20 protein-coding genes and 1 pseudogene are annotated in these 20,555 nt (G+C 69.0%); 11 read left to right on the forward strand and 10 right to left on the reverse strand.

Annotation, left to right across the window (positions count from 1 at the left end; genetic code table 11):
* Positions 1 to 62: 62 nt before the first annotated feature.
* Both G3I65_RS04770 and G3I65_RS04775 read right to left on the reverse strand, forming a co-directional pair.
* Positions 63 to 1,082: an alcohol dehydrogenase catalytic domain-containing protein gene (locus G3I65_RS04770; RefSeq protein WP_160695009.1), complete on the reverse strand. Its 1,020-nt coding sequence runs from the start codon at positions 1,080 to 1,082 to the stop codon at positions 63 to 65.
* Positions 1,083 to 1,248: 166 nt separating this feature from the next.
* Positions 1,249 to 1,695, reverse strand: a complete 447-nt coding sequence (locus G3I65_RS04775) for a hypothetical protein (RefSeq protein WP_160695010.1) — start codon at positions 1,693 to 1,695, stop codon at positions 1,249 to 1,251.
* Between the two features lie 326 nt (positions 1,696 to 2,021).
* Between G3I65_RS04775 and G3I65_RS04780 the strand changes: the two genes are divergently transcribed.
* From G3I65_RS04780 to G3I65_RS04790, 3 genes are all read left to right on the forward strand, one after another.
* A complete protein-coding gene (locus tag G3I65_RS04780; protein WP_309235264.1) occupies positions 2,022 to 2,582 on the forward strand; it encodes a sigma-70 family RNA polymerase sigma factor in 561 nt (186 codons plus the stop codon).
* Positions 2,583 to 2,584: 2 nt separating this feature from the next.
* Positions 2,585 to 3,331 (forward strand): hypothetical protein, encoded by a 747-nt coding sequence (locus G3I65_RS04785; RefSeq protein WP_160695012.1) that lies wholly within the window; start codon positions 2,585 to 2,587, stop codon positions 3,329 to 3,331.
* Positions 3,332 to 4,039: 708 nt separating this feature from the next.
* Positions 4,040 to 5,263, forward strand: a complete 1,224-nt coding sequence (locus G3I65_RS04790) for a hypothetical protein (protein ID WP_160695013.1) — start codon at positions 4,040 to 4,042, stop codon at positions 5,261 to 5,263.
* Here G3I65_RS04790 and G3I65_RS04795 read toward each other — a convergent pair.
* From G3I65_RS04795 to G3I65_RS04810, 4 genes are all read right to left on the reverse strand, one after another.
* The gene (locus G3I65_RS04795) at positions 5,251 to 7,194 is read right to left on the reverse strand and encodes a hypothetical protein (protein WP_160695014.1); all 1,944 of its coding nucleotides are present in this window, start codon (positions 7,192 to 7,194) and stop codon (positions 5,251 to 5,253) included. The genes G3I65_RS04790 and G3I65_RS04795 overlap by 13 nt on opposite strands.
* A gap of 62 nt (positions 7,195 to 7,256) precedes the next feature.
* Complete coding sequence (locus tag G3I65_RS04800) at positions 7,257 to 7,985, reverse strand: nucleotide disphospho-sugar-binding domain-containing protein (RefSeq protein WP_309235265.1); 729 nt, start codon at positions 7,983 to 7,985, stop codon at positions 7,257 to 7,259.
* A 582-nt stretch (positions 7,986 to 8,567) separates the two neighbouring features.
* On the reverse strand, positions 8,568 to 8,660 hold the full coding sequence (locus G3I65_RS59010) for a glycosyltransferase (RefSeq protein WP_345944070.1): 93 nt from the start codon (positions 8,658 to 8,660) through the stop codon (positions 8,568 to 8,570).
* 54 nt (positions 8,661 to 8,714) lie between these two features.
* Positions 8,715 to 9,437 carry a hypothetical protein gene (locus G3I65_RS04810; RefSeq protein ID WP_160695016.1) on the reverse strand — a complete coding sequence of 241 codons (723 nt, stop codon included), beginning with the start codon at positions 9,435 to 9,437 and terminating at the stop codon, positions 8,715 to 8,717.
* Positions 9,438 to 9,822: 385 nt separating this feature from the next.
* On the opposite strand from G3I65_RS04810, the gene G3I65_RS56355 reads away from it, so the two are divergent.
* Positions 9,823 to 10,266, forward strand: coding sequence for a DUF6283 family protein (locus tag G3I65_RS56355; RefSeq protein WP_203612281.1), 444 nt, complete (start codon positions 9,823 to 9,825; stop codon positions 10,264 to 10,266).
* Positions 10,267 to 10,657: 391 nt separating this feature from the next.
* On the opposite strand, the gene G3I65_RS04820 is transcribed toward G3I65_RS56355, so the two are convergent.
* Positions 10,658 to 11,434 (reverse strand): hypothetical protein, encoded by a 777-nt coding sequence (locus tag G3I65_RS04820; RefSeq protein ID WP_160695017.1) that lies wholly within the window; start codon positions 11,432 to 11,434, stop codon positions 10,658 to 10,660.
* Positions 11,435 to 12,056: 622 nt separating this feature from the next.
* Here G3I65_RS04820 and G3I65_RS04825 point away from each other — a divergent pair.
* Complete coding sequence (locus G3I65_RS04825) at positions 12,057 to 12,650, forward strand: N-acetyltransferase (RefSeq protein WP_203612282.1); 594 nt, start codon at positions 12,057 to 12,059, stop codon at positions 12,648 to 12,650.
* Positions 12,651 to 12,718: 68 nt separating this feature from the next.
* Here G3I65_RS04825 and G3I65_RS04830 read toward each other — a convergent pair.
* Positions 12,719 to 12,862, reverse strand: a pseudogene (locus tag G3I65_RS04830) (IS3 family transposase); the annotation flags it as partial.
* A gap of 628 nt (positions 12,863 to 13,490) precedes the next feature.
* On the opposite strand from G3I65_RS04830, the gene G3I65_RS04835 reads away from it, so the two are divergent.
* The 3 genes from G3I65_RS04835 to G3I65_RS04845 all read left to right on the forward strand — a co-directional run bounded on the left by G3I65_RS04835 (position 13,491) and on the right by G3I65_RS04845 (position 15,401).
* Entirely contained in the window at positions 13,491 to 13,916 is a 426-nt protein-coding gene (locus G3I65_RS04835; RefSeq protein WP_160695018.1) for an Lsr2 family protein, read from the forward strand.
* A gap of 727 nt (positions 13,917 to 14,643) precedes the next feature.
* A complete protein-coding gene (locus G3I65_RS04840) occupies positions 14,644 to 15,021 on the forward strand; it encodes a hypothetical protein (RefSeq protein ID WP_160695019.1) in 378 nt (125 codons plus the stop codon).
* A gap of 176 nt (positions 15,022 to 15,197) precedes the next feature.
* Positions 15,198 to 15,401 (forward strand): hypothetical protein, encoded by a 204-nt coding sequence (locus tag G3I65_RS04845; RefSeq protein WP_160695020.1) that lies wholly within the window; start codon positions 15,198 to 15,200, stop codon positions 15,399 to 15,401.
* A 434-nt stretch (positions 15,402 to 15,835) separates the two neighbouring features.
* On the opposite strand, the gene G3I65_RS04850 is transcribed toward G3I65_RS04845, so the two are convergent.
* On the reverse strand, positions 15,836 to 16,069 hold the full coding sequence (locus tag G3I65_RS04850) for a hypothetical protein (RefSeq protein ID WP_160695021.1): 234 nt from the start codon (positions 16,067 to 16,069) through the stop codon (positions 15,836 to 15,838).
* Between the two features lie 226 nt (positions 16,070 to 16,295).
* On the opposite strand from G3I65_RS04850, the gene G3I65_RS04855 reads away from it, so the two are divergent.
* The 3 genes from G3I65_RS04855 (at position 16,296) to G3I65_RS04865 (ending at position 19,343) form a co-directional block, all read left to right on the forward strand.
* Positions 16,296 to 17,063, forward strand: a complete 768-nt coding sequence (locus tag G3I65_RS04855; RefSeq protein WP_239070500.1) for a sigma-70 family RNA polymerase sigma factor — start codon at positions 16,296 to 16,298, stop codon at positions 17,061 to 17,063.
* A 1,148-nt stretch (positions 17,064 to 18,211) separates the two neighbouring features.
* Positions 18,212 to 18,664, forward strand: a complete 453-nt coding sequence (locus G3I65_RS04860; RefSeq protein WP_163046642.1) for a hypothetical protein — start codon at positions 18,212 to 18,214, stop codon at positions 18,662 to 18,664.
* A gap of 271 nt (positions 18,665 to 18,935) precedes the next feature.
* The gene (locus G3I65_RS04865; protein WP_160695022.1) at positions 18,936 to 19,343 is read left to right on the forward strand and encodes an Lsr2 family protein; all 408 of its coding nucleotides are present in this window, start codon (positions 18,936 to 18,938) and stop codon (positions 19,341 to 19,343) included.
* Between the two features lie 31 nt (positions 19,344 to 19,374).
* On the opposite strand, the gene G3I65_RS57000 is transcribed toward G3I65_RS04865, so the two are convergent.
* Positions 19,375 to 20,214, reverse strand: a complete 840-nt coding sequence (locus G3I65_RS57000) for a hypothetical protein (protein ID WP_239070503.1) — start codon at positions 20,212 to 20,214, stop codon at positions 19,375 to 19,377.
* Positions 20,215 to 20,555: the final 341 nt, after the last annotated feature.

A 20,555-nucleotide genomic window follows, 5' to 3' on the forward strand; every position in this document is an offset into this window, starting at 1 on the left:
GCACAGGTTGCGATGTCGTGCACACCGGCGGCCTCGCCCGGCCGCCGCGCGGGAACCAGCCGTCAGGCGCTCAGGTCGAGAACCACCCGGAACCGGGCAGCACCGCTGAGCATCCGCTCGTACGCTTCCCGCGCGCGGCCGAAGGGCATGACCTCGACCTGCGGGCGAATGCCGTGCGCCACACTGAACGCGAGGTTGTCCTCGTTCTCGATGGAGGACCCGGTGAGGCTGCCCGCGATGGTGCGCGAACCGAAGATCAGGTCGACCGTGCTGACCGTCAACGGATCCGGCGCGGCGCCGACCACCACCAGCTTCCCGCCCGGAGCCAGGCCGGACACCAGCGGGCTCATGGACGAACCACTGGCGGCGGTCGCGATGATGAGCGCGGCTCCGCCCAGTCCCCGCAGAGCCTCCCCCGGGTCCACCTCCGTGCTGTCGATGTACTCGCCGGCACCCAGGTCGACGGCGAGCTGCCGCTTCTCGGCACCGCGCGCGATGGCGACGACGCGGTAGCCGAGACTGCGTGCGTACTGGAGACCGAGGTGCCCGAGGCCGCCGATCCCCTGGACCGCCACGAGCGCCCCGGGCCTGGCCGCGCCCTTTCCCAGGGCGGTGAAGGTGGTCAGTCCCGCGCACAGCAGCGGCGCGGCCTCGACCGCGGAGAGCCCGTCGGGGATGCGCACGAGACCACTGGCACGAGCGTGGACGACCTCGGCATATCCGCCGTCGACGGACGTGCCGGTCTGCGGCTGATCGAGGCAGTTCACGAAGTCGCCGCGGCGGCATGGTTCGCACTCACCGCATTGGCCACCGAGGAAACCGACGCCGACGCGCTCCCCGGGTGCCCAGGCAGTGACACCGGCGCCGACGGCGTCGATCACGCCGACGATCTCGTGCCCGGGTACGACGGGCACGGCCGGATCGGGGCGCATGCCCTCCACGGCGAGCACGTCGCTGTGGCAGACACCGCAGGCCTCGACGCGAATCCTCACGTGCCCAGGCCCGGGCTCGACCAGGTCGCGCTCGACCAGCCGGAGACCGCGGGTGCCGACGGCTTCGAAGGCGCGGTATGTCGTGGACATGGTTCTTCTCCGTTCCGGTCCACCGTCGAAGCGGTGAACACAGTGGACTGTCGATCGTGGAAATTGGCTCGTGGGTCCGAGAGATCAATATGACCGGTCGTCTCAGGCTAGCACCGCCAGCCTGGAACCACCTCGAGGGACTCCTCACCCGCCCCTCGCGCACGCGTCATCGACCGAGCGCGGCGAGCATCCGCGAACGTAATTCGAGCGAGGCACCCTGGTACTCCGCCCCGGCCGCTTGGGCATCGGGCGATGTCGGCCCTTGACGCCCTGCCAGCATCACCCATCGGTCAGCAGAGTCGAGCACGCGTGACAGCAGCCCCTCGAAGCCCGCAGGACCGGCCAGCTCGACGTACGCAGCAGCCTCACGAAGCGCGGAGAGCGCGGGATCGGCGACTGCGGGATCCGCAGATTTCGCGGCCGGAGGGACCAGCCGTGTCGCGACCAGGAAGCGAGCATAGGAGGTCCGTCGTTCCTCTCGAACCTGGTCTTCGAGCCGACCCACGCGTTCGAGCCGCGCGAGCTTGACCGCACGGCTCGAAGCCACGAGCTGCCCGCCGATCGCACCGGCCAATCCGGTGACCGCGGTCAGCGACGCGATCAGGAACGTCACCCAATTCTGAGTCATACCGACGGAGCATTCCAGATCCGCCGGGTAACGGCGCACGTCCGCGAGGAAGCCGGAACGGGGCCGGCCGGACCGCCTGAGCCGGGCGGGGGGTTCCGCCGCGGGGCCCTTGTGGACGATGATGTCGCGGTCATACACGCGGGGGCGGGTTTGACGAAGGTGGTGAGGTACACGTGTCGGTCCGCCCCGGCGGTGAAGGACAGGACGTTCCGGACGAACACCCGGAACGACGGACATCATGGACCGTGGAGGGTGCAGACCCCTCGGCTGCGTTGCGGTCCGCACAGCACGGCGACGACGACTCGTTTCGCGTGCTGTACCGGGCCGTCCAGCCGGGCCTGCTGCGCTACCTGCGCGTCCTGGTGGGCATGGACGCCGAGGACATCGCGTCGGAGGCGTGGCTGCAGATCGCGCGCGATCTGGGAACCTTCCGTGGTGACCTGGACGGGTTTCGCGGCTGGGCGGCGACCATCGCCCGGCACCGGGCCCTGGATTTCCTGCGCCACCGGCGAAGACGGCCGGTCGGCACGGACGACGTGGAGCAACTGGCCTCGCTGCCCGCCCGTGAGGACACCGCCGGGTCGGCGATGGCCGCGATCGGCACCGACGCGGCACTGGCGTTGATCTCCAAGCTGCCCCGTGACCAGGCCGAGGCGGTGCTGTTGCGAGCGGTCATAGGGCTGGACGCTGCCGCCGCGGCGAAGGTACTGGGCAAGCGCCCCGGAGCGGTGCGCACCGCGGCCTACCGCGGGCTGCGCAAGCTGGCCGAGTACCTCGACCAGCCCAGCTCTCCGGCCGGGGACGCGTCGGTAATCCGCAGGTCAGCGGGTGTGACACAACTGAGGACTTCGGCGCTGAAGGAGGTGAGATGAGGATGAACCGGAGTCGACGCCTCGACCGGCGCACCGCTGAGCACCTGCTTGACGACGCCCCGGCCACCGGCAGGCACGCGTTGACCGACCTGCTCGCCGCCGCGGCCGCCCCCGCACGCGACGGCGAACTGGCCGGCGAACACGCTGCGCTCACGGCGTTTCGCGACGCTCGTCTCGCCCCGATCCCCCAGCTACGGAGACCCTCGATGATCAAGAGCTTGCTGGCGAAGCTGCTCACGGCGAAGGTCGCGGCGCTCGTCGCGGCCGGGGCCGTGACGGCCACCGGCGTCGTGGCGGCCGCCGCGACCGGCGTTCTGCCCAGCCCGCTGCACGGGAACTCCCCGGCGGGCTCCAGCGTTTCCGACACCCCGGCGAGCGCACCCTCGGACAGTCACCTGCCCAGCACCGACAAAAGCCGCGCCCATGACGCCTCATCGGCGTCGCCGTCGCCGTCGCCCGTGGGGCTGTGCCACGCCTACACCTCCGGTGCCGGCGCCGAGCACGGCAAAGCCCTGGAGAACCCGGCGTTCAGCTTCCTGATCACGACCGCGGGTGGCAGGGAAAAGGTCGACGCCTACTGCACCCAACTGCTGGCCGACCAGCCCGGCCACCCCGACGTCGCGGTGACCGGCACCTCGTCGGCGGACCACGGACGGGACCACGATGGCCAGTCGCACCCGTCCGCCGACCATCCCGACCCGGCTCCCACTCACCCCACGGGCGGGCCGACCACACACCCCGGTCACTGACTGACCCGCACGCCGCACGCCGCCCGTCGCTGTCGCTCTGCGATGAGCCGATCAACCCTGTGCGCTGCGCAACACCTGGACCACGCGGTCTGATCGGCTACGATCGGGGCGACGAGCAGGACGACGCAGATGACGGGGTGCACAGAGTGACCAGCGGGCCCCACGTCTCGGTACCCATCGGCGTCCACGCGGCGCGCTGGACAACCGTCCGTCCACAACGGAGTGTGCTTCTGGTCGCGCACAACGTGGCCACTCTGAACCGGTTGCTCGATGTCACACCAGCGTTCGAAAACGACTCACGGGTTCAGCTGGTGTTCACCGACATCGACGCCGATCCGTTCCGCGACGGACTCGCGGCGGCACTGACCGGAACAGAATTCATCACGATTCCCTGGGAACAGGCAACACGAACGCCTTTCGATCTCGCCATCAGCGCCAGCCACCACGGCGACCTGACCGATATACCGGCGCGGCGCGCAATTCTTTCCCACGGAATTGGATACACTAAATATCCTCCGCGGAGAGCGGAGAGCGGAGAGCGGAGAGCAGAGAGCGGAGAGCGGAGAGCAGAGAGCAGAGAGCAGAGAGCAGAGAGCAGAGAGCAGAGAGCAGAGAGCAGAGAGCAGAGAGCAGAGAGCAGAGAGCAGAGCTTTCGGCTTTTCACCCGAATGGCTTCTCCGCGCCGGGCGTCCGATCGCGGACGCCTTCGTGCTCTCCCACGCCGACCAGCTCCGCCGGCTCGAGGCCGAAATCCCCGCGGCAGCCGAAGTCGCCGTTGTCGCGGGGGATCCGTGCTTCGATCGGCTCACCGCCAGCGTTCCTTTCCGTGACCGGTATCGGAGCGCGCTGGGCGTGGGCGACCGGACGCTCGTCGTCCTGACCTCCACCTGGTCGTCACCATCACTGCTGGGCAGCCGGCCGCAACTCCCCCGCGAGCTGGTCGCCGAGCTTTCCCCGGACCGCTACGTCGTCGCGCTCGTGCTGCACCCGAACATCAGCCACGGGCACGGCCGCGGCGCCGTGCGCCAGTGGTACGCCGACTGCCTCCGGTCCGGCATGCTGGTGCTCGACGAGCTCGACGGGTGGCGCGCCGGACTCGTGGCCGCCGACCTCGTCATCGGCGACCACGGCTCGGTCACCGGGTACGCCGCGGCCCTCGGGCGGCCGACGCTGCTCGGCGCGTTCGACGACGTGCCGCCGTCGACCCCGATCTCCGTCCTGGGCGACACGGCCGGCCGGTTGCCGGTCCACGGCCCGTATGCGCCCGCGATCTCCGCCGCCGTGGAATCACGTGCTACCGGGCGATTCGCGCCGGTGGCCGACCTGGTGACGTCCGTGCCGGGCGAGTCGCTCGCGCTGCTGAGAAAGAGCTTCTACTCCCTGCTCGACCTCGCGGAACCTGCCGGCGAACCGGCTGTCGTCCCGGTGTCCTCGACCGGCATCGCACTTTCCGGCCCGTCGTCCCGGGCGCACCTCGTGACCCACGAGTGCGACGCCGCACACCGCATCATCCGCATGTCACGGCGTCCGGCCGAGGTCCAGCGCCCGGCGCACGGCGTCCGGCCCAGCACTGCGGCCGACACCCACATCAGCTGCTGGATCGACTATCCGATCAGGACGCTGCGCACCACCGCGGCCGTTCTGACGTGCCGGGCCGAGGACCCGGGACGAGACCCGGCGCACTGGCACCACACCGTCTTCACCCGCCATCCCCGTTGCACTCTAAGCGCCGTCCTCAACGAAGACGCCGTCTCGGTCCGCATGCGCGACGGCACCACGCTGACGCTCCGTGCTGCCGATGTTGCCCCAGAGGCGCTTGCCTCGGTCCCGTTCGCCTGGTCCGCCGCCGGCCTCGACCCGGCCGGCCTCGGCCCGTCCGTGCAGCTCGAGCTGGACGAGCGAGTCGTTGTGGTGCGGGTTCAGGTGGACTGAGGGTCTTCTCGCAGCTGTTTCGCGCGCGCCCGGTATGCGCGGGCATCATCGAGACGTCCTTCGCTGTCGGCGAGTGCTGCCAGTTTGCCGAGCACCTCCGCGGCGGCACCTGCCATGGAGACGCTTTCGTAGGCCGCGCACGCCCTCGACCAACGGGTCTCGGCGGCCCGGTTGTCCTCTCGGCCTCGGGCGATGTCGCCAAGAAGCGCTTCGCAGCGCGCCAGGTTCGGGGCGTCCTCCGGCGGCGCCGCGAAGTAGGCGGCCGCGGTGACCAGCTCGGGCTCGGCTTCCGCGGCTTCGCCTTCCTTCAGGGCAACACGGCTGAAGTGCATCCGCAGCAGCGCGGCCGAGCGTTCCTCGTGCACCGGATCACCGATCGAGGGAATCCAGGCGATGGCCTCCCGGAACGCCGCCTTGGCTGCCGGGAGCCTGCCGCACTGCTCGTGCCCCAGGCCTTCCCATTCGAACGCACTGGACATGCCCGGCTCGTAGCCGTCGGCTGCGGCCGCCCGGGCGAACCCGACCACTTCTTCGCCGTCGCCGAGCTGTTCGTGCAGCCCGGCGAGATCCCGGTGAAGCTGCCACTTCACCGGCGCTGTCTCCGCCAGGTCCAGCGCCCGCTGGTACAGACCGGTCAAATCACCGGACCGCCGGGTCTGGTAAGCGAACGAGTAGAGGGCGGCAGGGACGGCGATCGCCAGGTCCGGCCACCCCAGATCCGCGCAGCTCCGGGCCGCGGCGACGAGGTTCGGCCACTCGACGTCGAACTCCCGTGCGGCGGCGGTGGCCCCGTCGTGTGCCGCGGCGATCGACTCGTAGAGGGTTTCGCTGCCCACCGGCACCGGGCGGCGCGCGTAGGCGCGGTCGAGCGCCACGGCGCGGTGTGCGAGCCAGCGGGTCGCCCGCTCCACCACATCCTGGGCCGCGCCGGGCGACTTGGCCCAGGCGATCCCGGCCGCGTGTTCACGGATCAGGTCGTGGAACCGGTGGCGCCCGGAACCGGACGAAATCAGCAGGTACTTCCGGACCAGCTGGGCGACCCGGCGGCGCGCCTCCCGGTCGGGACACCCCAGTACCGCGGCCGCCACGCCGACTCCGAAGTCGGGACCGGGAATGAGCGCCAGCAGCCGGTAGTCGGCCTGTTCCACGGCGGGCAGGTCGCAGTAGATGGCGTCGAAGACGCCTTCGACCGAAAGTTCGCCGTCCTGCTCGAGGTCGGCCAGCCGCAACCCGGCGACGAAGTCGGCCGGATCGTCTTCGCCACTGGTGATCCGGCCGGCCCCGGCGGCGAGCGCCAGCGGCAGCCCGGCGCACTTGGCGCGCAGACCACTCACGACCGCGAGCGGCACGGCGAACGCCGGCGGGGCGATCGCCTCGATCAGCTTCGCGGTCGCGTCGACGTCGAACACCGGAAGGTCGAATCGCAGGAACTGCTGCCGGCTGGCGAGCGCTTCGAGCCGGCTGCGGCTGGTGACGACGATCGCGCTTCGGGACACATCACCGAAAAGACCGTCCAGCTGCGCCAGCAGCTTCACGTCGTCGACGACCACGATGAGCCGCTTGCCCGCAACCGCGCCGCGCGCCGTCGCCAGCCGATCCTCGGGCGCTCCCGGAATGTGCTGCGCGGGCGTGCCCAGCTGGCTCAGCAGCTGCCGGGCCAGATCCTCGGCCGGCACCACGCCTTGCGGATCCGAGCCGCGTGCGTCGAGGAAAACCCCGCCGTCCGGGTAGTCGTCCGCGAACCGATATGCCAGCTCGACGGCCAGGGTGGTCTTCCCGATCCCCCGCGGCCCGGCGAGCTGGACCAGCATCGGTTGCCCGTTCGCGAACGCTCGCACTTGCGCCGACGACAGCTCGTCGATTTCGGTGACCCGGTTCACGCACAACGGTTTGCGGGGCAGTGTCCACGGCGGAGCCGACTCTTCGGTCACGCGTCCCTCCCTCAAGGCGTGCGGTCGACCCTATCGGGTCAGCGGCACCGACGGCTTCACCTTCAGCCCATCCGACGAGGATGGGCCAGCTGGAGGAGCTGATCGGCTGCCTCGGCGACGGCCGGCGCCGCCCGGACCAGCATGCTGAATTCCCGCACCCGGTCGGCGGTATCCGCGTGCCCGACCAGCCGCTCGAGCCCGGCTCGCAGCGCACCCACCCGCTCGAGCACGGCGCCGGCCCCCAGCTCGGCCACCCGGAGCGCGGTCCGGCGCTGTTCCCGGCTTCGCGGCCGTACCAGCATCGGCACGCCCGCGTGCGCCGCCTCGAGCACCGAATTCATGCCGCCGTGCGTCAGCAGGGCGTCGGCGTGCCGGAGCAGATCCTGCTGCGGGACGAACGGGCAGGCCAGGACGTTGCCGGGCAGCGGCCCCAGCGCCGTGACGGGCACGGACCCCGTGGCGAGCACGAGTGTCCAGTCACTGCCTCGAAACGCCTCGGCGAGGGCACGCAACCACTGCGGCCGCCGGGCGAAGACCGTGCCGAAGGAGCCGACGAGCACCCGACGGCCCGCCAGCCGGTCGAACGGGAAGCCTGGGACGGTCGCCCGCAGTCCGCCCAGCAGCGGCCCGATGAACCGGATCCGGCCACTCGGCAGTCCACATGGCCGGAGCTGCGGAAGACCGTTCACGAGCATCGGCGTGTCCCCGGCCGGCACGCCCGGCGACGTCGTCCACAGCCACGCGGAGCGCCGAGCGGGCAGCGCCCGGGTCCAGCGCGCATGGGGGTCCACGACCGCGAGAGCAGGCCGGTGCTCCGCAAACTCCCGTGTACACGCTTCGCGCACCGAACGGGCGGTGCGGCGGCGTTCGGTCGTCGCACGGACGCGGTCCGCCAGATCGGCAGGCCCCCAGCCGGCCGGCACCCGCGCACCACGGTCCGATCCGGCCACCACCGGTACGACGCCGGCGGCGCGCACGGCTGGCTCATACCCCGGAGGCACCACCATTCGCGCTCGCTCCCCCCGCCGCGCGAGCTCCGCCGCGACGGCCAGGAACGGACCGACATGCCCCCTCGCCGGATACGGCACGAACAAAACCCCCATTGGCGCGACTTTACTGGCAGGCACCCTCCGCGCACAGCGGCCGCCCGCGTGGTGGAAAACGCGACACTCGTCCGTACTGGCCGGCGCCGCCGGGACGTGGCGCGACTTCGGCTCCGACACGCCGCCCTCCGCGGACCTGCCCCTCGCCAAGACGCACCGCTCGATGCGCGCTGGGCCGGTACCGAGATCTGGTCGGCACCTCTCCGTGACAAACCGCTGGGGAACCTCGCGGCCCGCCGAAGACCTCGTGCAGCATCGGGCAGTCGCGGGTCACCACGGCACCCCTGCGGCGAGGGCCTCCATCGCGGCCAGCCCTAAACCCTCCTGCGTGGACGGGAACGCGAGCACGTTGCTGCGTGCCACCTTGGTCGCGTGACGCCGACCCATGCCCGCCGGGATCCCCGGCCTCACCGCAGATCACCGCCTGCGGCATCTCGGCACTTCCCCTTGTCCGACGATGCGCAGCAGGTCGTGCGCCCCCGCCCAAGTGTCGGGCAAGCGATGCAACCGGATTTCGGTGTGAGCCGCGACCGCGAGCTGCGGATCACCCGACAACCGATCGGCGATCTGCCGGCGGACGCACCTGATGCGGCACCCCAAGTCCGCGTCCTGCTCGGCAAGGACCACTGCCGTCGACCAATCGAGTACCGCGGCAGTCTCCCCATCGTCGAAGACAGTGCGGACGACATCGGCGACCAGGACCATGGCCATCGGCCGGTACCGGCGCGCGACGCGGGAGAGATCGATTCCGATCACCAGCAGCACCCGCGTCGGCGCCACGTCACCCTTGCCGCGCGCGGCCTGCCGGTACACCTCGACCAGCCGGGCGCGGAGGTACTCCTCCGTCGCCAGGCCGGTCAAGGGTTCCGTGGTCGCCGTCTCGGAAGCGGTGGTCGCGACGTCCGCCCAGCCCGCCTCGGCGGCCCGGAGCATGGCCGGCGGCACAGCGTCGGGGTCGGCGGAGATCAACCCATCGGGGTCTGATCCGCGTTCCAGGACCGCGTGCAGCGCGGCGACGTCTTGCAGTGTCTCGTCCAGCCCGGCACCCGTGTGCGCTCGCGCCCGGCCCAGCTTGGCCAGCGCTCCGATCAGGTCGCCGCGAACAGGGGCCGAGCGGCACACATCGTCCACTTCGGGCACGGCCCAGTCCCTCGGGAACCGCCAGCCGCTGGTGATACTCGCGACCCGCCAACGGCGACGAAGTCCCCTCCGTACACAGTCGGCCGCACCGACATCATCTCTACCGCTCACCGCCTGACCTTTCACGTCATGGTCGCCCCGTCCTGCTGGACGCCCACCGTGCGACGGACCTGGTCTTCCGCCGTGACGCAGGGCCCGTCGGAGATACGCCAGAAGAGCTAACCCTCACAATCGGTCTGCCTCCGCGCAGGTGGCGACCCACAGCCGGTTCGCGTCCCCACACATCACCCGGACAGTCGTGATCAACGCTGCGGTGGGACACTGCCCGGAGGCAACTGGAAGTGCGCGCGAGCCCGTCGGTGCGCCTGTGATGCGGAGTCTGACCGTGGACGATCAGCAGATCGGGCCTCCTGTGCCGAGGCCGTGTGCTTCTTGCCCTTATCGGCGTGATGCCCCCTCTGGCGTCTGGCACGCGAGCGAGTACGCGAAGCTTCCTCGCTACGATGCCGAAACGGGATTGCAGCCAGGCGGCCTGTTCCAATGTCACCAGAACGACGGTGCGGACGCTCGCAGGCGCATTTGTGCCGGCTGGGCAGGCTGCCACGACGGTGACGAACTCCTGGCGCTGCGGCTGGCGGTCTTTTCCGGTCAAATCAGTCCGGAAACGGCACAGTCTGTGGTGAACTACCGGTCGCCGGTCCCGCTGTTCGACAGCGGCGCCGAAGCAGCGATCCACGGCGTGCGCGACATCGACATCCCGGACTCGGCGGCTCTGCGTGCGATCGAGAAGATCCGGCGAGTTCGCGGCGACATCAGCGAGACCGCGTAGCCTGGACCTGGCTTGAACGTGCTTCTAGCCTGCCGTGGCTTTCTGTCGGCTGTTCGGGGCATGCGATCCTGCATTGCTGCCGCATTGCACACCTGACCGGTGGCGACCACTGCAGCCTGCCCGCAATGCGGTCGGGAGTCGGCGCGGGTGCGCCGATCCGTGGTAGCGGCGGTCGCGGGCGAACGATTTTCGCCGAGCAATTGGACAGTCCGACTGTCCGGCACGGCCGACGCAGCGTTCAGCTGCGCCAACCTCCTGGGGCCGGTCGACCGCGCCGCACCATGACACGACCGGGCGCCGACAACGGCCCAGCGTGCTGCGGTCTGGATCGAGTTGAACGCACCAAGTGAAACCGGCCCGGCGCTCGCCCGCCGGGCCGACCACGAGAACGTCACCGGTTGGCGTACTGCCCCCTGTCTGGGTGGCTGGCGTACGGCGTTTCAACCGGCGGGGTCGGCGCGTCCGCGCCGTTCGGGACGGCCGGGCTGTTCGCCGCGTCCCGGCGACCGGTCTGGCTCTGCAGGTTCGCGAGCCAGCCCTGCCAGCGGTCCTGGGCCGGCTTGATCAGACCACCGCCGAAACCGACCACGATCACGCCGCCGATCGTCGCCAGCACCGCGATCAGGACCGGGCCCGTGATCGCCGTCGCGATGTTCACCTGGCCCAGCGCCGCGATGATGCCGAACGCCATGATCAGCCAGTACGCCGCCATCGACAACGGACGCGCCGCACCCCGCCCCGACAACGCCGACGCCACCACGTCCCGCACGACCTTCGCGACCGCCGCCGCTACCACGACCAGCACCAGCGCCACCACGATCCGCGGCAGGAACGCGATGATGTCGTTGAGCAGCTGGCTCACCGGGTTCGTCGGCCCGAACACCCCGAACGCCAGCTGCAACGCGATCAGCAGGATGAAGTAGTACACCAATTTGACGAGGATCCCCGCCGCGTCGATCTTCTGACTGCCGACGTTCCCGGAAAGACCGGTCTTCTCGACCAGTTTCCCGAACCCGACTTTGCCGAGGACCAGCCCCAGCGCTTTCGAAATCGCCTTCGCGATCAGCCAGCCGATCAGCAGGATGATCAAGAATCCCACGAGTTTCGGAACGAACGTGGCCACCAGGTTCCACGCCTGCCCGAGCCCGTCCTTCAGTTGCTGGCCCATACCGACTTCCTTTCCCGTTCACCCGCACGCCGATGTACTTGGTGCGCGCGGTGCACCGAGATCGTCGGGTAGCAGCCGGGTTACGGCAAATCGTGCACCCCACGTGAGGGAGCCGAGTGACGCCGAAGCAGATCGGATGTGGCGGCCGCCGGCAAGTCGCGGCTTCAGACGTGCATCACCGCCCATGACATCACCCACGCCGCGGCCGCGAGCAACGCACCCAAACCCGCTCCGTACAGCACCCGTCGCGTGCGTCGAGCAGTCGCACCGACGTGCTCCCGTTCCGCCGTCAATCCCGCTCGGCTCATGCGACCATTCTGCGGGACCGAGCCCGGTTCGCCCGGCTCAACTCCCAGCGGAGCGAACCCGCGTGGGGGACCCCGAACGGGTTGAGCTTGGCTCGAAGCTGCCGAGCGACGGCTGCCGCCAAGGACGCCCCGGGTGGGCATCGAGCGACGAGGCTGGGCTCGACCGATCACCAATGCGCGCAACCCTTGCGCGCCGTTCGCCACGGCGCATGTCCAAAATGGACCTTGCGCTCACGAGACACGCTCCATCCGAATCGAGAACTTAGATCGTGACCGGCTGTTGGTTGTCGGCCTGGATGTGTAGCTTTGTCGCTGTGACCTATGTGGTGCACCCTGCGACGGGCGACCGATTTCCGGGGGTCGCCGGCATCCTGGCGCCCAAGCGGGCGAATGCGAAGGGATGTTGGTGCCTGAGCTATCGCCTGGCACCTGGCGACTTCAGCCGGCTCGTTGGTGAGCAGCGCGCCGCCGCGGCCGAGTCGCTGTGCCATGCGTTGCCGTATTCCCCGGGCCTGTTGGCCTACGACGGCGCGACCGCCGTTGGCTGGGTGGGCGTGGCACCGAAGGCGGATCTGCACGAGTTCGCCACCTCGAAGAGGTATGGCGAAGTGGATGACCAGTCTGCGTGGGTGATCTGGTGCTTCCGCGTCCAGCCCGAGCACGGCGGTCGCGGGGTCGCAACGACGCTCCTGGCCGAAGCAGTTGAGCACGCTTCCCGGCACGGTGCATCCACTGTCGAGGGGTACCCAGTTGACAATCGCGGCGACAAGCTCAGCCGCACGATGGCTTCGGTGGGCACGGTCTCGATGTTCGAACGCGCAGGCTTCGTCAAGCTTCGCGACCTCACTGGCAGCCGCGACGGCCACCCGCAGGTGTTCATGCGACGGAACCTCACCGGCAACGGATAGCGCGCCAATGGGTTGTCCCGTGTTGACCGTCCGATCGGGCCACGTCTTGGTTACTGCGAGTCGCACTTTCATCGGTGGGTGCAGCCGGCAGCGCAGACCGCCGTCGGCTGGTAGCCGAGGGAGATGTTGATGTTCAGGCATTCTTCGCGGATGCGGCTGTCGAACGACTCGACGTAGCCGCTGCGCCACGGCCTTGCCGTGGGCGTGAGGTAGGCGTTCCGGATCCCGCACCGCATCGATCTCGAGTTCTTTGTCCGCCACGACCGATTCGCGTTGTCGGCCTTCAGTCCGCCGAGCGGGCTACGCCAGCGGCAGTATGACTCTCACTCGACCTGGATCAACCAGCCGGGGTCAGTCCAACCGAGAACAAGGACGAACGTTTCCGGTAGCGACCTTGTCGCAATTATGCACGTCCGACGGACGAGTAACTTTACAGGCAATAACGTCCGAATGCTACCCCGCCCGGGGTAACTCGACCAGATGGTATTCGCGTGTTCACCTGCGGAGACCGCACCCTCAGATACTACACGGACGCTACCCGGGCGATCTACGAGCTAATATTGCCTCACGCCGGGCCGACGAACGGAAGGGATTGATGACCGCCGACACTCCGGCCGTGGCCGTCGCCCCCGATCCCGGCGGCACCCTGTCACTGATAACCGAAATCGCGCCTTCGCCTCAGCCCATCCGCCAACAGCCACACCGAACTGCTGACGGCCCACGGATACCTCGCCGCCGCTTGCGCAGGGATCCACGACCTCGCCGGACTGTGAGGCCAGAACACCGAGCGCCCCGCGGTCACGGTTTCGACGATCACCCTCCCCGGCGAAAGGCGCTCCCATGGCACAGAGAGTCCTCATTGAAGTCGTCGACGACCTCGACGGCGGGGCCGCAACGCAGACGGTGCCGTTCGCCCTCGACGGCGTCTCCTACGAGATCGACCTGTCCGACGAGAACGCTGCGGCGCTGCGCGACGAGTTCGCTCGATACATCGAAGCAGGCCGGCGCACCGGCGGGCGCCGGATCAAGGTGACCGTCGGCCAGTCGACGGCGGGGAACCGGAGCAGCTCGACGGGGGCGGCACAACGCGAGCGCAACCAGGAAGTCCGCGCCTGGGCACAAGCCAACGGATACGGGATCGCCGAGCGGGGCCGGATTCCCAAAGAGATCTACGCCGCGTTCAAGGCCGCGGAGCCGACCGCGCCCGCCGTTGAACCGGAGCCCGAGTCCGCAGGGGAATCGGCCGCCAAGCCTGACAACAGCTGAACCGAGCACTCGCGGCCGCGCCGACCGCTCTCTCGCACCGGCATACCGCTCGAAGCAATCGAGCGATGTCCTTCGTGCCCAACACCCGGCTTGGCTCGGGTCAAGATCCTGACGGCGTTCCGGCTGGACGCGCTCATCGCCACGCCTGGTCCGGCGCCACGGGCAAGCCGCGCGTCGCATCGGGTAGACGTCAGGCATCGTGCCGGCACCCGGACAGGCAGCGCTCGGCGGTGTCGATGGCACTGCGCTCGAGACGCTCGCCGCCGAAGCGGGGCTGGACCCCGGCCCGAGCTGCGCGAAGTGGGCCAAGCAGTGCTCGCGCAGGCGCACCTGCCACCCACCGGCCGGCTCGTCATCGGCCGCGCCGCGACCGCCGACGTCGCGCGGGCCGACGGGCACCACGCGGTGACAGGCGTCCGACAACGGCCCAAGGCTTCGGCAGCCGTTGCTGTTGGCGTTCGGCCCCGGGGTCAGGCGAGGACAGCAGCCCAGTTGCCGCTGACCAACCCCGAGCGGCTCCCCGGAGCAGACAAGGGAGTCGATCACCCCCATCGGGGAGTCTTCTCCCCCGCGAGGGTCACGCCAGGGCTGAGCGACGCGCGTCCCCGGACTCGATCACCGGTCCGGAAGCGGCGGTCTCAATGTGAGACGGAGCGGGGGCCGACATCGCCTCTATGCTCCACATATTCGACTTTCCGGGCACCATTCCCGTGTCGAGGAGGACACCGTGCTCGAGCTTCAGTATTCGCGGGGAGTGGTCGTGGTCCGCGTCCGGCCGGCGCCGTCAGGCTCATTGAACCGCGAACTGCTGGACCGGTTGGGCGCCGCGCTCGCCTACATCGGCCCGGACCGGGCGATCGTGCTCACCGGCACCGGCGACGTGTTCGCGCCGGATCTTCCCGCCGCGGACGGATTGGCCAGGACCACAGCGCTGAGCCGGTTGAGGGAAGTACGAAGCGCGGTGAATTTCCAGCGCCGGCAGCGGATCACCGCGGGGCGCACGGGGATGCGTATCGACGGGGAGATCGGGGAAGGTGCCGCCCAGTCAGCCACCCGCAGGGGGAGTTCAGTCGGCCCGACACCTGGCTCAGCCGTTGTCACGTGAGGCGCGGACGTGTCGCTACCGGACCCGGGGAACGACACTGTCACGATGTGTACATGGTTTCCTCACGATTGTGGATTCGGGTCACCCAGGGCCGGCAACGCGCGGACAAGGTCGTCGGGGTCCGCTAGGAAAAGGGTCTCCATGGAGTCCCGCGCGGTCATACGGAAAACTTCAGCGTGAAGTTGCTGCTGCCGGCCGTCGACGGCACGGTGCACGGACTCGGTCCCGCGGAGTCCACTTTTACCAGCGTCGACACCGAAGATGCCGCGCGCAGGATCGCAGAGGACCTCGTGGGGTTGCTGGTCAACGCTCCCGGCAATGCGGCCGGTGTGGTGGAAATGCGTGACGACAAGGTTACGCTCGCCCATGCTGGCGTCTGACCCCAGGCCGGAACTGGCGGTGCAGGTGCACTGCGACGCAGCGTTGAGGCGGGCTCGGCCATTCCTGTCGATAGGGAGTGCCGGCGTCTGCGGGAGCAGGCGCAGAACGCGCACACCCCAGCCGGCCGACCGGTCCGTGCACGGCACGTCGTCCGGAGCCTCGCCGGCCGCGCGCCGGAGACCGGGCTGCTCGCCGCGGCGCCCTTGACCTTGTCCCGCACCCCTCCAGACGGCAAGCTGTTTCAGAATCATCGTGAATTACCACTCAGGCGCGGAGTGATCCAGGCGTCCGGCGGACGAATCAGCTGCAAGCCATCTTACCGCCCGCAAACCCACAATTCGCCAAGACTTTACATCCAGTGATCACATTGACGGCCCAGCGAACGCCGCGAGCAGTCCGATCACAACGACTGTGCGCGGCAGTGCACGCGCCCTCATCCGGGCGCCACCACATCGATGATGTCACTTTCCCGTACCCACTCCGGAGCCGCGCCGTCCGGGCAGCCGTGGGTGCGCACGAGGATCCAGTTGCCGTCAGTTTCGGCATCTGGCACGGCCTCGCCGACAACTTCCCCACGTCGGCACAGCCTGGGGAGGACCTGCCCGGCAACCAGGTAGGTCACCGTGCTGCCGATTCCGGCTGCCCGAACGAAGACTTCCGACCCCATCTGCCCTCCCGGCCGCGTACAATTCCGGCTGGACTCAACACACTCAATACGTTTAGCTGGAGACACGCGAAGAATACGTCGCGTGTGGGCAGAGGCAAGTCCCGGCGGCGACGAGGGTGAGGCCACAAGGGCCACATACCCGCAACCTCGCCGACCGATACCGCACAGTTCTGCCCCTGCTACTTCCGGTGTCCAGCTGGACGCAGAATGCCGGAACCGGATATCCATGATCGGTCAGGCCATCCCGGAGGACGTGATGGAGACCACGGATCCCCCTTCGGACGAAGTGTTGCTCGCGGCCCTGCGCGCCGGTGACACGCACGCGTGCGAGCTGCTGTTCCGGCGGCACGCCGAACCACTACGGCGGATGGCGACCGGCTGGACACACCACCCCGCCGAGCCGGACGACTTGGTGTCGGAGACGTTCACGCGGGTGATGGCCATCGTGCAGAAGGGCGGCGGCCCCCGCGAGGACCTGCGCCCGTACCTGGTGGTGACGATGCGAAACCTGCTGTCGCGGTGGCGCCGCAAGAGCGGGGCGATCGAGCTCTGGGAAACGATTCCCGACAGCTTCATCAGGAGCAGTCCAACGCCGCCTCTCCCGCTGGGCCGCGCGGACGAGCGCCTCGTCTGGTCGGCCTTCCTGAGCCTGCCCCGGCGCTGGCGGACGGTGCTCTGGCGCACTGAAGTGGAAGGCAGCTCCCTCGCCGACGCCGGCCTGTTGCTCGACCTGTCGCCGAACAGCGCGGCCGCACTGGCCAAGCGCGCGCGAGAGGGCCTGCGCCAGGCCTACCTGCAGGCCCAGGTCCCCGAAAGTGACGCATCACGCTGCCGCGAACCACGCCGGCAGCTGGGCGCCTGGGTCCGCGGCGCGCTCCCCCGTCGCCGCAGCGAGCTTCTCGGTCGGCACATCGCCGCCTGCGCCCCCTGTCAGACCGTAGCCGCCCTACTACGTACAGCCAACTGTCGACTGCCCGAACGCCCCTCCGACTGAGCCGGCGTCTCCAGGAAATAGTTTGCTCGCAAGAGTTTTGCCGTCCGTGAACCTTTCCTCGCCGTTCACTCATCCACCGTCCGTTTCGGATCCACGTCCCATATCCAGTCGAGAACCGCGAATGTGGGAGGTGGTCAGGAGAGCGTCGCCACAGAAGGCAACGTTGCCGAGGCCGGGCCACTGCTCCTCGTGTAGCGTCCAGCCCGCGGGTCGGCGTGCCCCTCCCCCCTCGGCAAGCCGACCCGCGCCCGGCAGCGGCGTTGCGCTCACAGCCCTACGTGGTCCCCACCGCCGTGAACTGCCATCATAGCAACGGCCCGGAACCCAGCCAGCCGGTCACGCCGATCGTTCGCCCAAAGGGATCCCGTTCGGCCTGATACCCCTCGTCCGGCGCATCCCGAACGAGGTTGTGCCCACCGGAACCGGGTGAGGCCGCCGAGCAAGCCGGGGGTTGCCGGCCGGTGTGGCTCTGATCACGTTCGCATGGTCGCAATCCCTCGCCGGTCGTGGGTCCGGGCCACCGCAGGCGGCCACCCGGTCCCAGCTCCAGTCGGCCATCGAAGCGGCGACGGGCGCGAGTTCGGCGGCGGTCGGCTCCCGCCAGCGGAAGTCCGCAGCACCCTCTGCGGATGCTGGCTCCTTCTACCGGTGTTCGAGCAGATGAGTGCTCAGACCCGTCACGTCGCCCTGCGCGAACTCCGCGCGGCGTTTCGTCGAGGGTGCTCGGCGAGACCTCCAGGATGCCTCCGCTGACGGTCGTGCCGACGATCGCCGCTGCCATCGTCTCGTGGGGCTACCGCGCTCACCGCCGGGCGGGTCGTCGACGAAACCCCGGCGCGACGACACAGCCTTGACTACTTTGGATGTTCAAAGTAGCCAGACCGGCCGACCACAGAGGCCGCGATCCGCGCGTAGCTCGCCCTGCGTGTTTCCGGGCGAGCCGCCGCGAGGTAGCCGCGGGAAGCACCGTCGACGGCAGCGAACTCGTCGACGAACGGAACAGGTCGTAGATCATCACCGAGGTGATCAGGAACGCCGACAGTGTGGGGTCGTCCGGAGCCAGTCGATGATGTTCGTGACGACCGTTGTCGCGTCCGGGGCACGCACGGCTTCAGCATCGGCAGGATCGGCTCTCGCCAGGTCTCTTCGTGCAGCAGCGTCGGGATCTGGAAGAGCGTCGGCGCATAGTCCACCAGGAGCCGCATCGCAAGGTAGCAGAGCGCCTCGCAGGCAGGGCGCGCGTCACCGTTGAATTGGCACTGGGTTTCGCCATCCCGCGCGAAAGCGCCGGTCGAACACCCGCGGGCCGCGCCCGCCAGCAATTCTCGCCGCAGGACACGTCCAACGCACCGATCACGCTCCGCAAGTGCGCCTGCGCGGCCGGGAATTTACGCGGCACACCGAACCAGCCAAAACGGCTCGTCGGTCGTGAACTTGTTCCCCACTCATTGAGTCAGGTTCGTCGCTTTCCGCACACGATCTCCGGCCGTCGGACACGCGACCGGCTGGAACTCTTCGAGCAGTTCGGCCGCGTTCTCCGCGACTGCGCCGAACAGCCTGTCCCCTTTCCTTCGCGATTCCTGCCGACGCAGCGGGCGTGATAGCGACTCCTGGCCGACGTCAGCGGAATGAGGTCGAGGCAAGACGTGCGCGGATTCACCGAGGCCAGACCGGGTTCTCCTCCCACAGGCACCCTCCGCAACTCTGCGCAACACCAGACACGGACAAGATCACAGGATTGATACAACCGAAACCGCAGGCTGAATTGCCGACCCGACCTCGCGGCAGATACACTCCACGGAAGAACGTTGTGCATTGTGCAACCTGTCACAACCCGCGTTCACCGACGCGCATCCAGCCGAGGAGTATTCAGTGGCTCAGAAAGTCCTCGTCGAGATCCTCGACGACATCGACGGCACCACCGCAACCCAGACCGTCCAGTTCGGTCTCGACGGCGTGACGTACGAAATCGACCTGTCGGACGAAAACGGTGCCGCCCTGCGCGAGGAGTTCGCCCGTTACGTCGCCGCCGCCCGCCGAGTCGGTGGGCGCAAGGTCCGGGTGGCGACCGGCCAGTCGACCACCACCACCGCGAGGGACCGCGACCGCAACCAGCAGATCCGCGCGTGGGCCGGCGCGAACGGCTACGAGGTCTCCGAGCGGGGCCGTCTCTCCTCCGAGGTCATTTCGGCCTACGAAGCAGCCCAGGCGGCAGAGGCCGAGGCCCCGGCGCCGCGGAAGCGCGCGCCGCGCAAGAAGGTCGCCGCCGCGCGGAAGTAACTGTGGTGGCCAGCAGATCACTGGGGAGAGATCACCGCTGCCGTCCCGTCGACGGCGAGGACGAACCACCCTCGCCGTCGACCAAGCCCGCTTCGTGATGCCACCCGGCGGATCTCGACGTCGGGATAAACGAGCTCATCACCCGTGCACGGGTCACACTTGTCCCAGCTGATGCGCGAACCCCAGCACAGCTTTGCAGCGACGGATCGAAGGCCGACGTCGGCAACAGGTCGAACCGGACTCGGATGCGGAGGTGGCGGGAACGGAGGTGTCGGTGGCGGACGAACACCGCGATCAGGATCGCGGCAGCCACGGCGGTCACCCACCAGAACGCGCCGCGCACGACGAGGTCGCCCAGACGGAGCGCCTTCGGCGCCCTGTGTTCCAGCACGGCCTGACGGCCATGCGTGCCGGGGAACATGTCGGCATTCGCACTGAGGCCGGATTCTCCGCGCCGACCTGGCTGAAGCGCACGTCCGTCGATGCCGGCGAACGCGGGGCCGACGTAGGACCCGACGATCGAACCGGGCAACTCGGGGAGCGCAATGACGACCTGGCTCTCAAACACGGGCTGAAGCTCAGCCCCGGTACGCCCATCCCATGACCGCGCGCGCGAACCCGCCCACCAATAGCGGACGTTCAGCGATTCTGTGACGTTCTTGGAACAGGCCACATCCGGCCAGCCGAACGCAGGAAGAGTGGAATGAGCGACAAATTTCTGACACCGGCAGATCCCGAGCCACCAGTTGGCACAGTTCTCGAAGCCGAAGCGGGAAACCGGTGGTATCGCGATCCCTCTGGAGGCCGTTGGTACCGCGGAGGAGCCGGCGATGTCGATGCCGAGTCCTGGGCAGAAGTCGCCGGAAACCACGTGCGCGTTGTCGAAGCGGAGAATCCGAAATGAGCGGGCAAGTCCGGCGAGCGCACGTGCTGTCCGGCCCCACCCACAAGCAGAGGCTGCTCTTCACGGGTCTGCAGGACACGTCGCACAGAGCGCTCTGCTGATGAGGTCGACGCACGCCGGCTTGCCGAAGTCCGGGGAGTTGACCGTGGAACCGCTTGCGAGAGCGAGGCCGACGTGCGTGATGCGCCCCGTGCCGGTCCCGAAGAAGACCAAGTCATCCGCCTGGATCCCGGCCGCTGCCCGCGCAGCACGACTTGGTGCCAGGACCGCACCACAGTCGTGCTGCTGCGCCCGCAAGCACTTTCCGC

Source organism: Amycolatopsis sp. SID8362, from assembly GCF_010550475.1.
GTDB classification, from domain to species: Bacteria; Actinomycetota; Actinomycetes; order Mycobacteriales; family Pseudonocardiaceae; genus Amycolatopsis; species Amycolatopsis eburnea.

What these genes read in the sequence shown, in the direction of transcription:
- G3I65_RS04770 (WP_160695009.1), bottom strand. Translation starts at nt 1,082, where the DNA reads ATGTCCACGACATACCGCGCCTTCGAAGCCGTCGGCACCCGCGGTCTC.
- G3I65_RS04785 (WP_160695012.1), top strand. Translation starts at nt 2,585, where the DNA reads ATGAACCGGAGTCGACGCCTCGACCGGCGCACCGCTGAGCACCTGCTT.
- G3I65_RS04820 (WP_160695017.1), bottom strand. Translation starts at nt 11,434, where the DNA reads ATGGGCCAGCAACTGAAGGACGGGCTCGGGCAGGCGTGGAACCTGGTG.
- G3I65_RS04835 (WP_160695018.1), top strand. Translation starts at nt 13,491, where the DNA reads ATGGCACAGAGAGTCCTCATTGAAGTCGTCGACGACCTCGACGGCGGG.
- G3I65_RS04850 (WP_160695021.1), bottom strand. Translation starts at nt 16,069, where the DNA reads ATGGGGTCGGAAGTCTTCGTTCGGGCAGCCGGAATCGGCAGCACGGTG.
- G3I65_RS04855 (WP_239070500.1), top strand. Translation starts at nt 16,296, where the DNA reads ATGATCGGTCAGGCCATCCCGGAGGACGTGATGGAGACCACGGATCCC.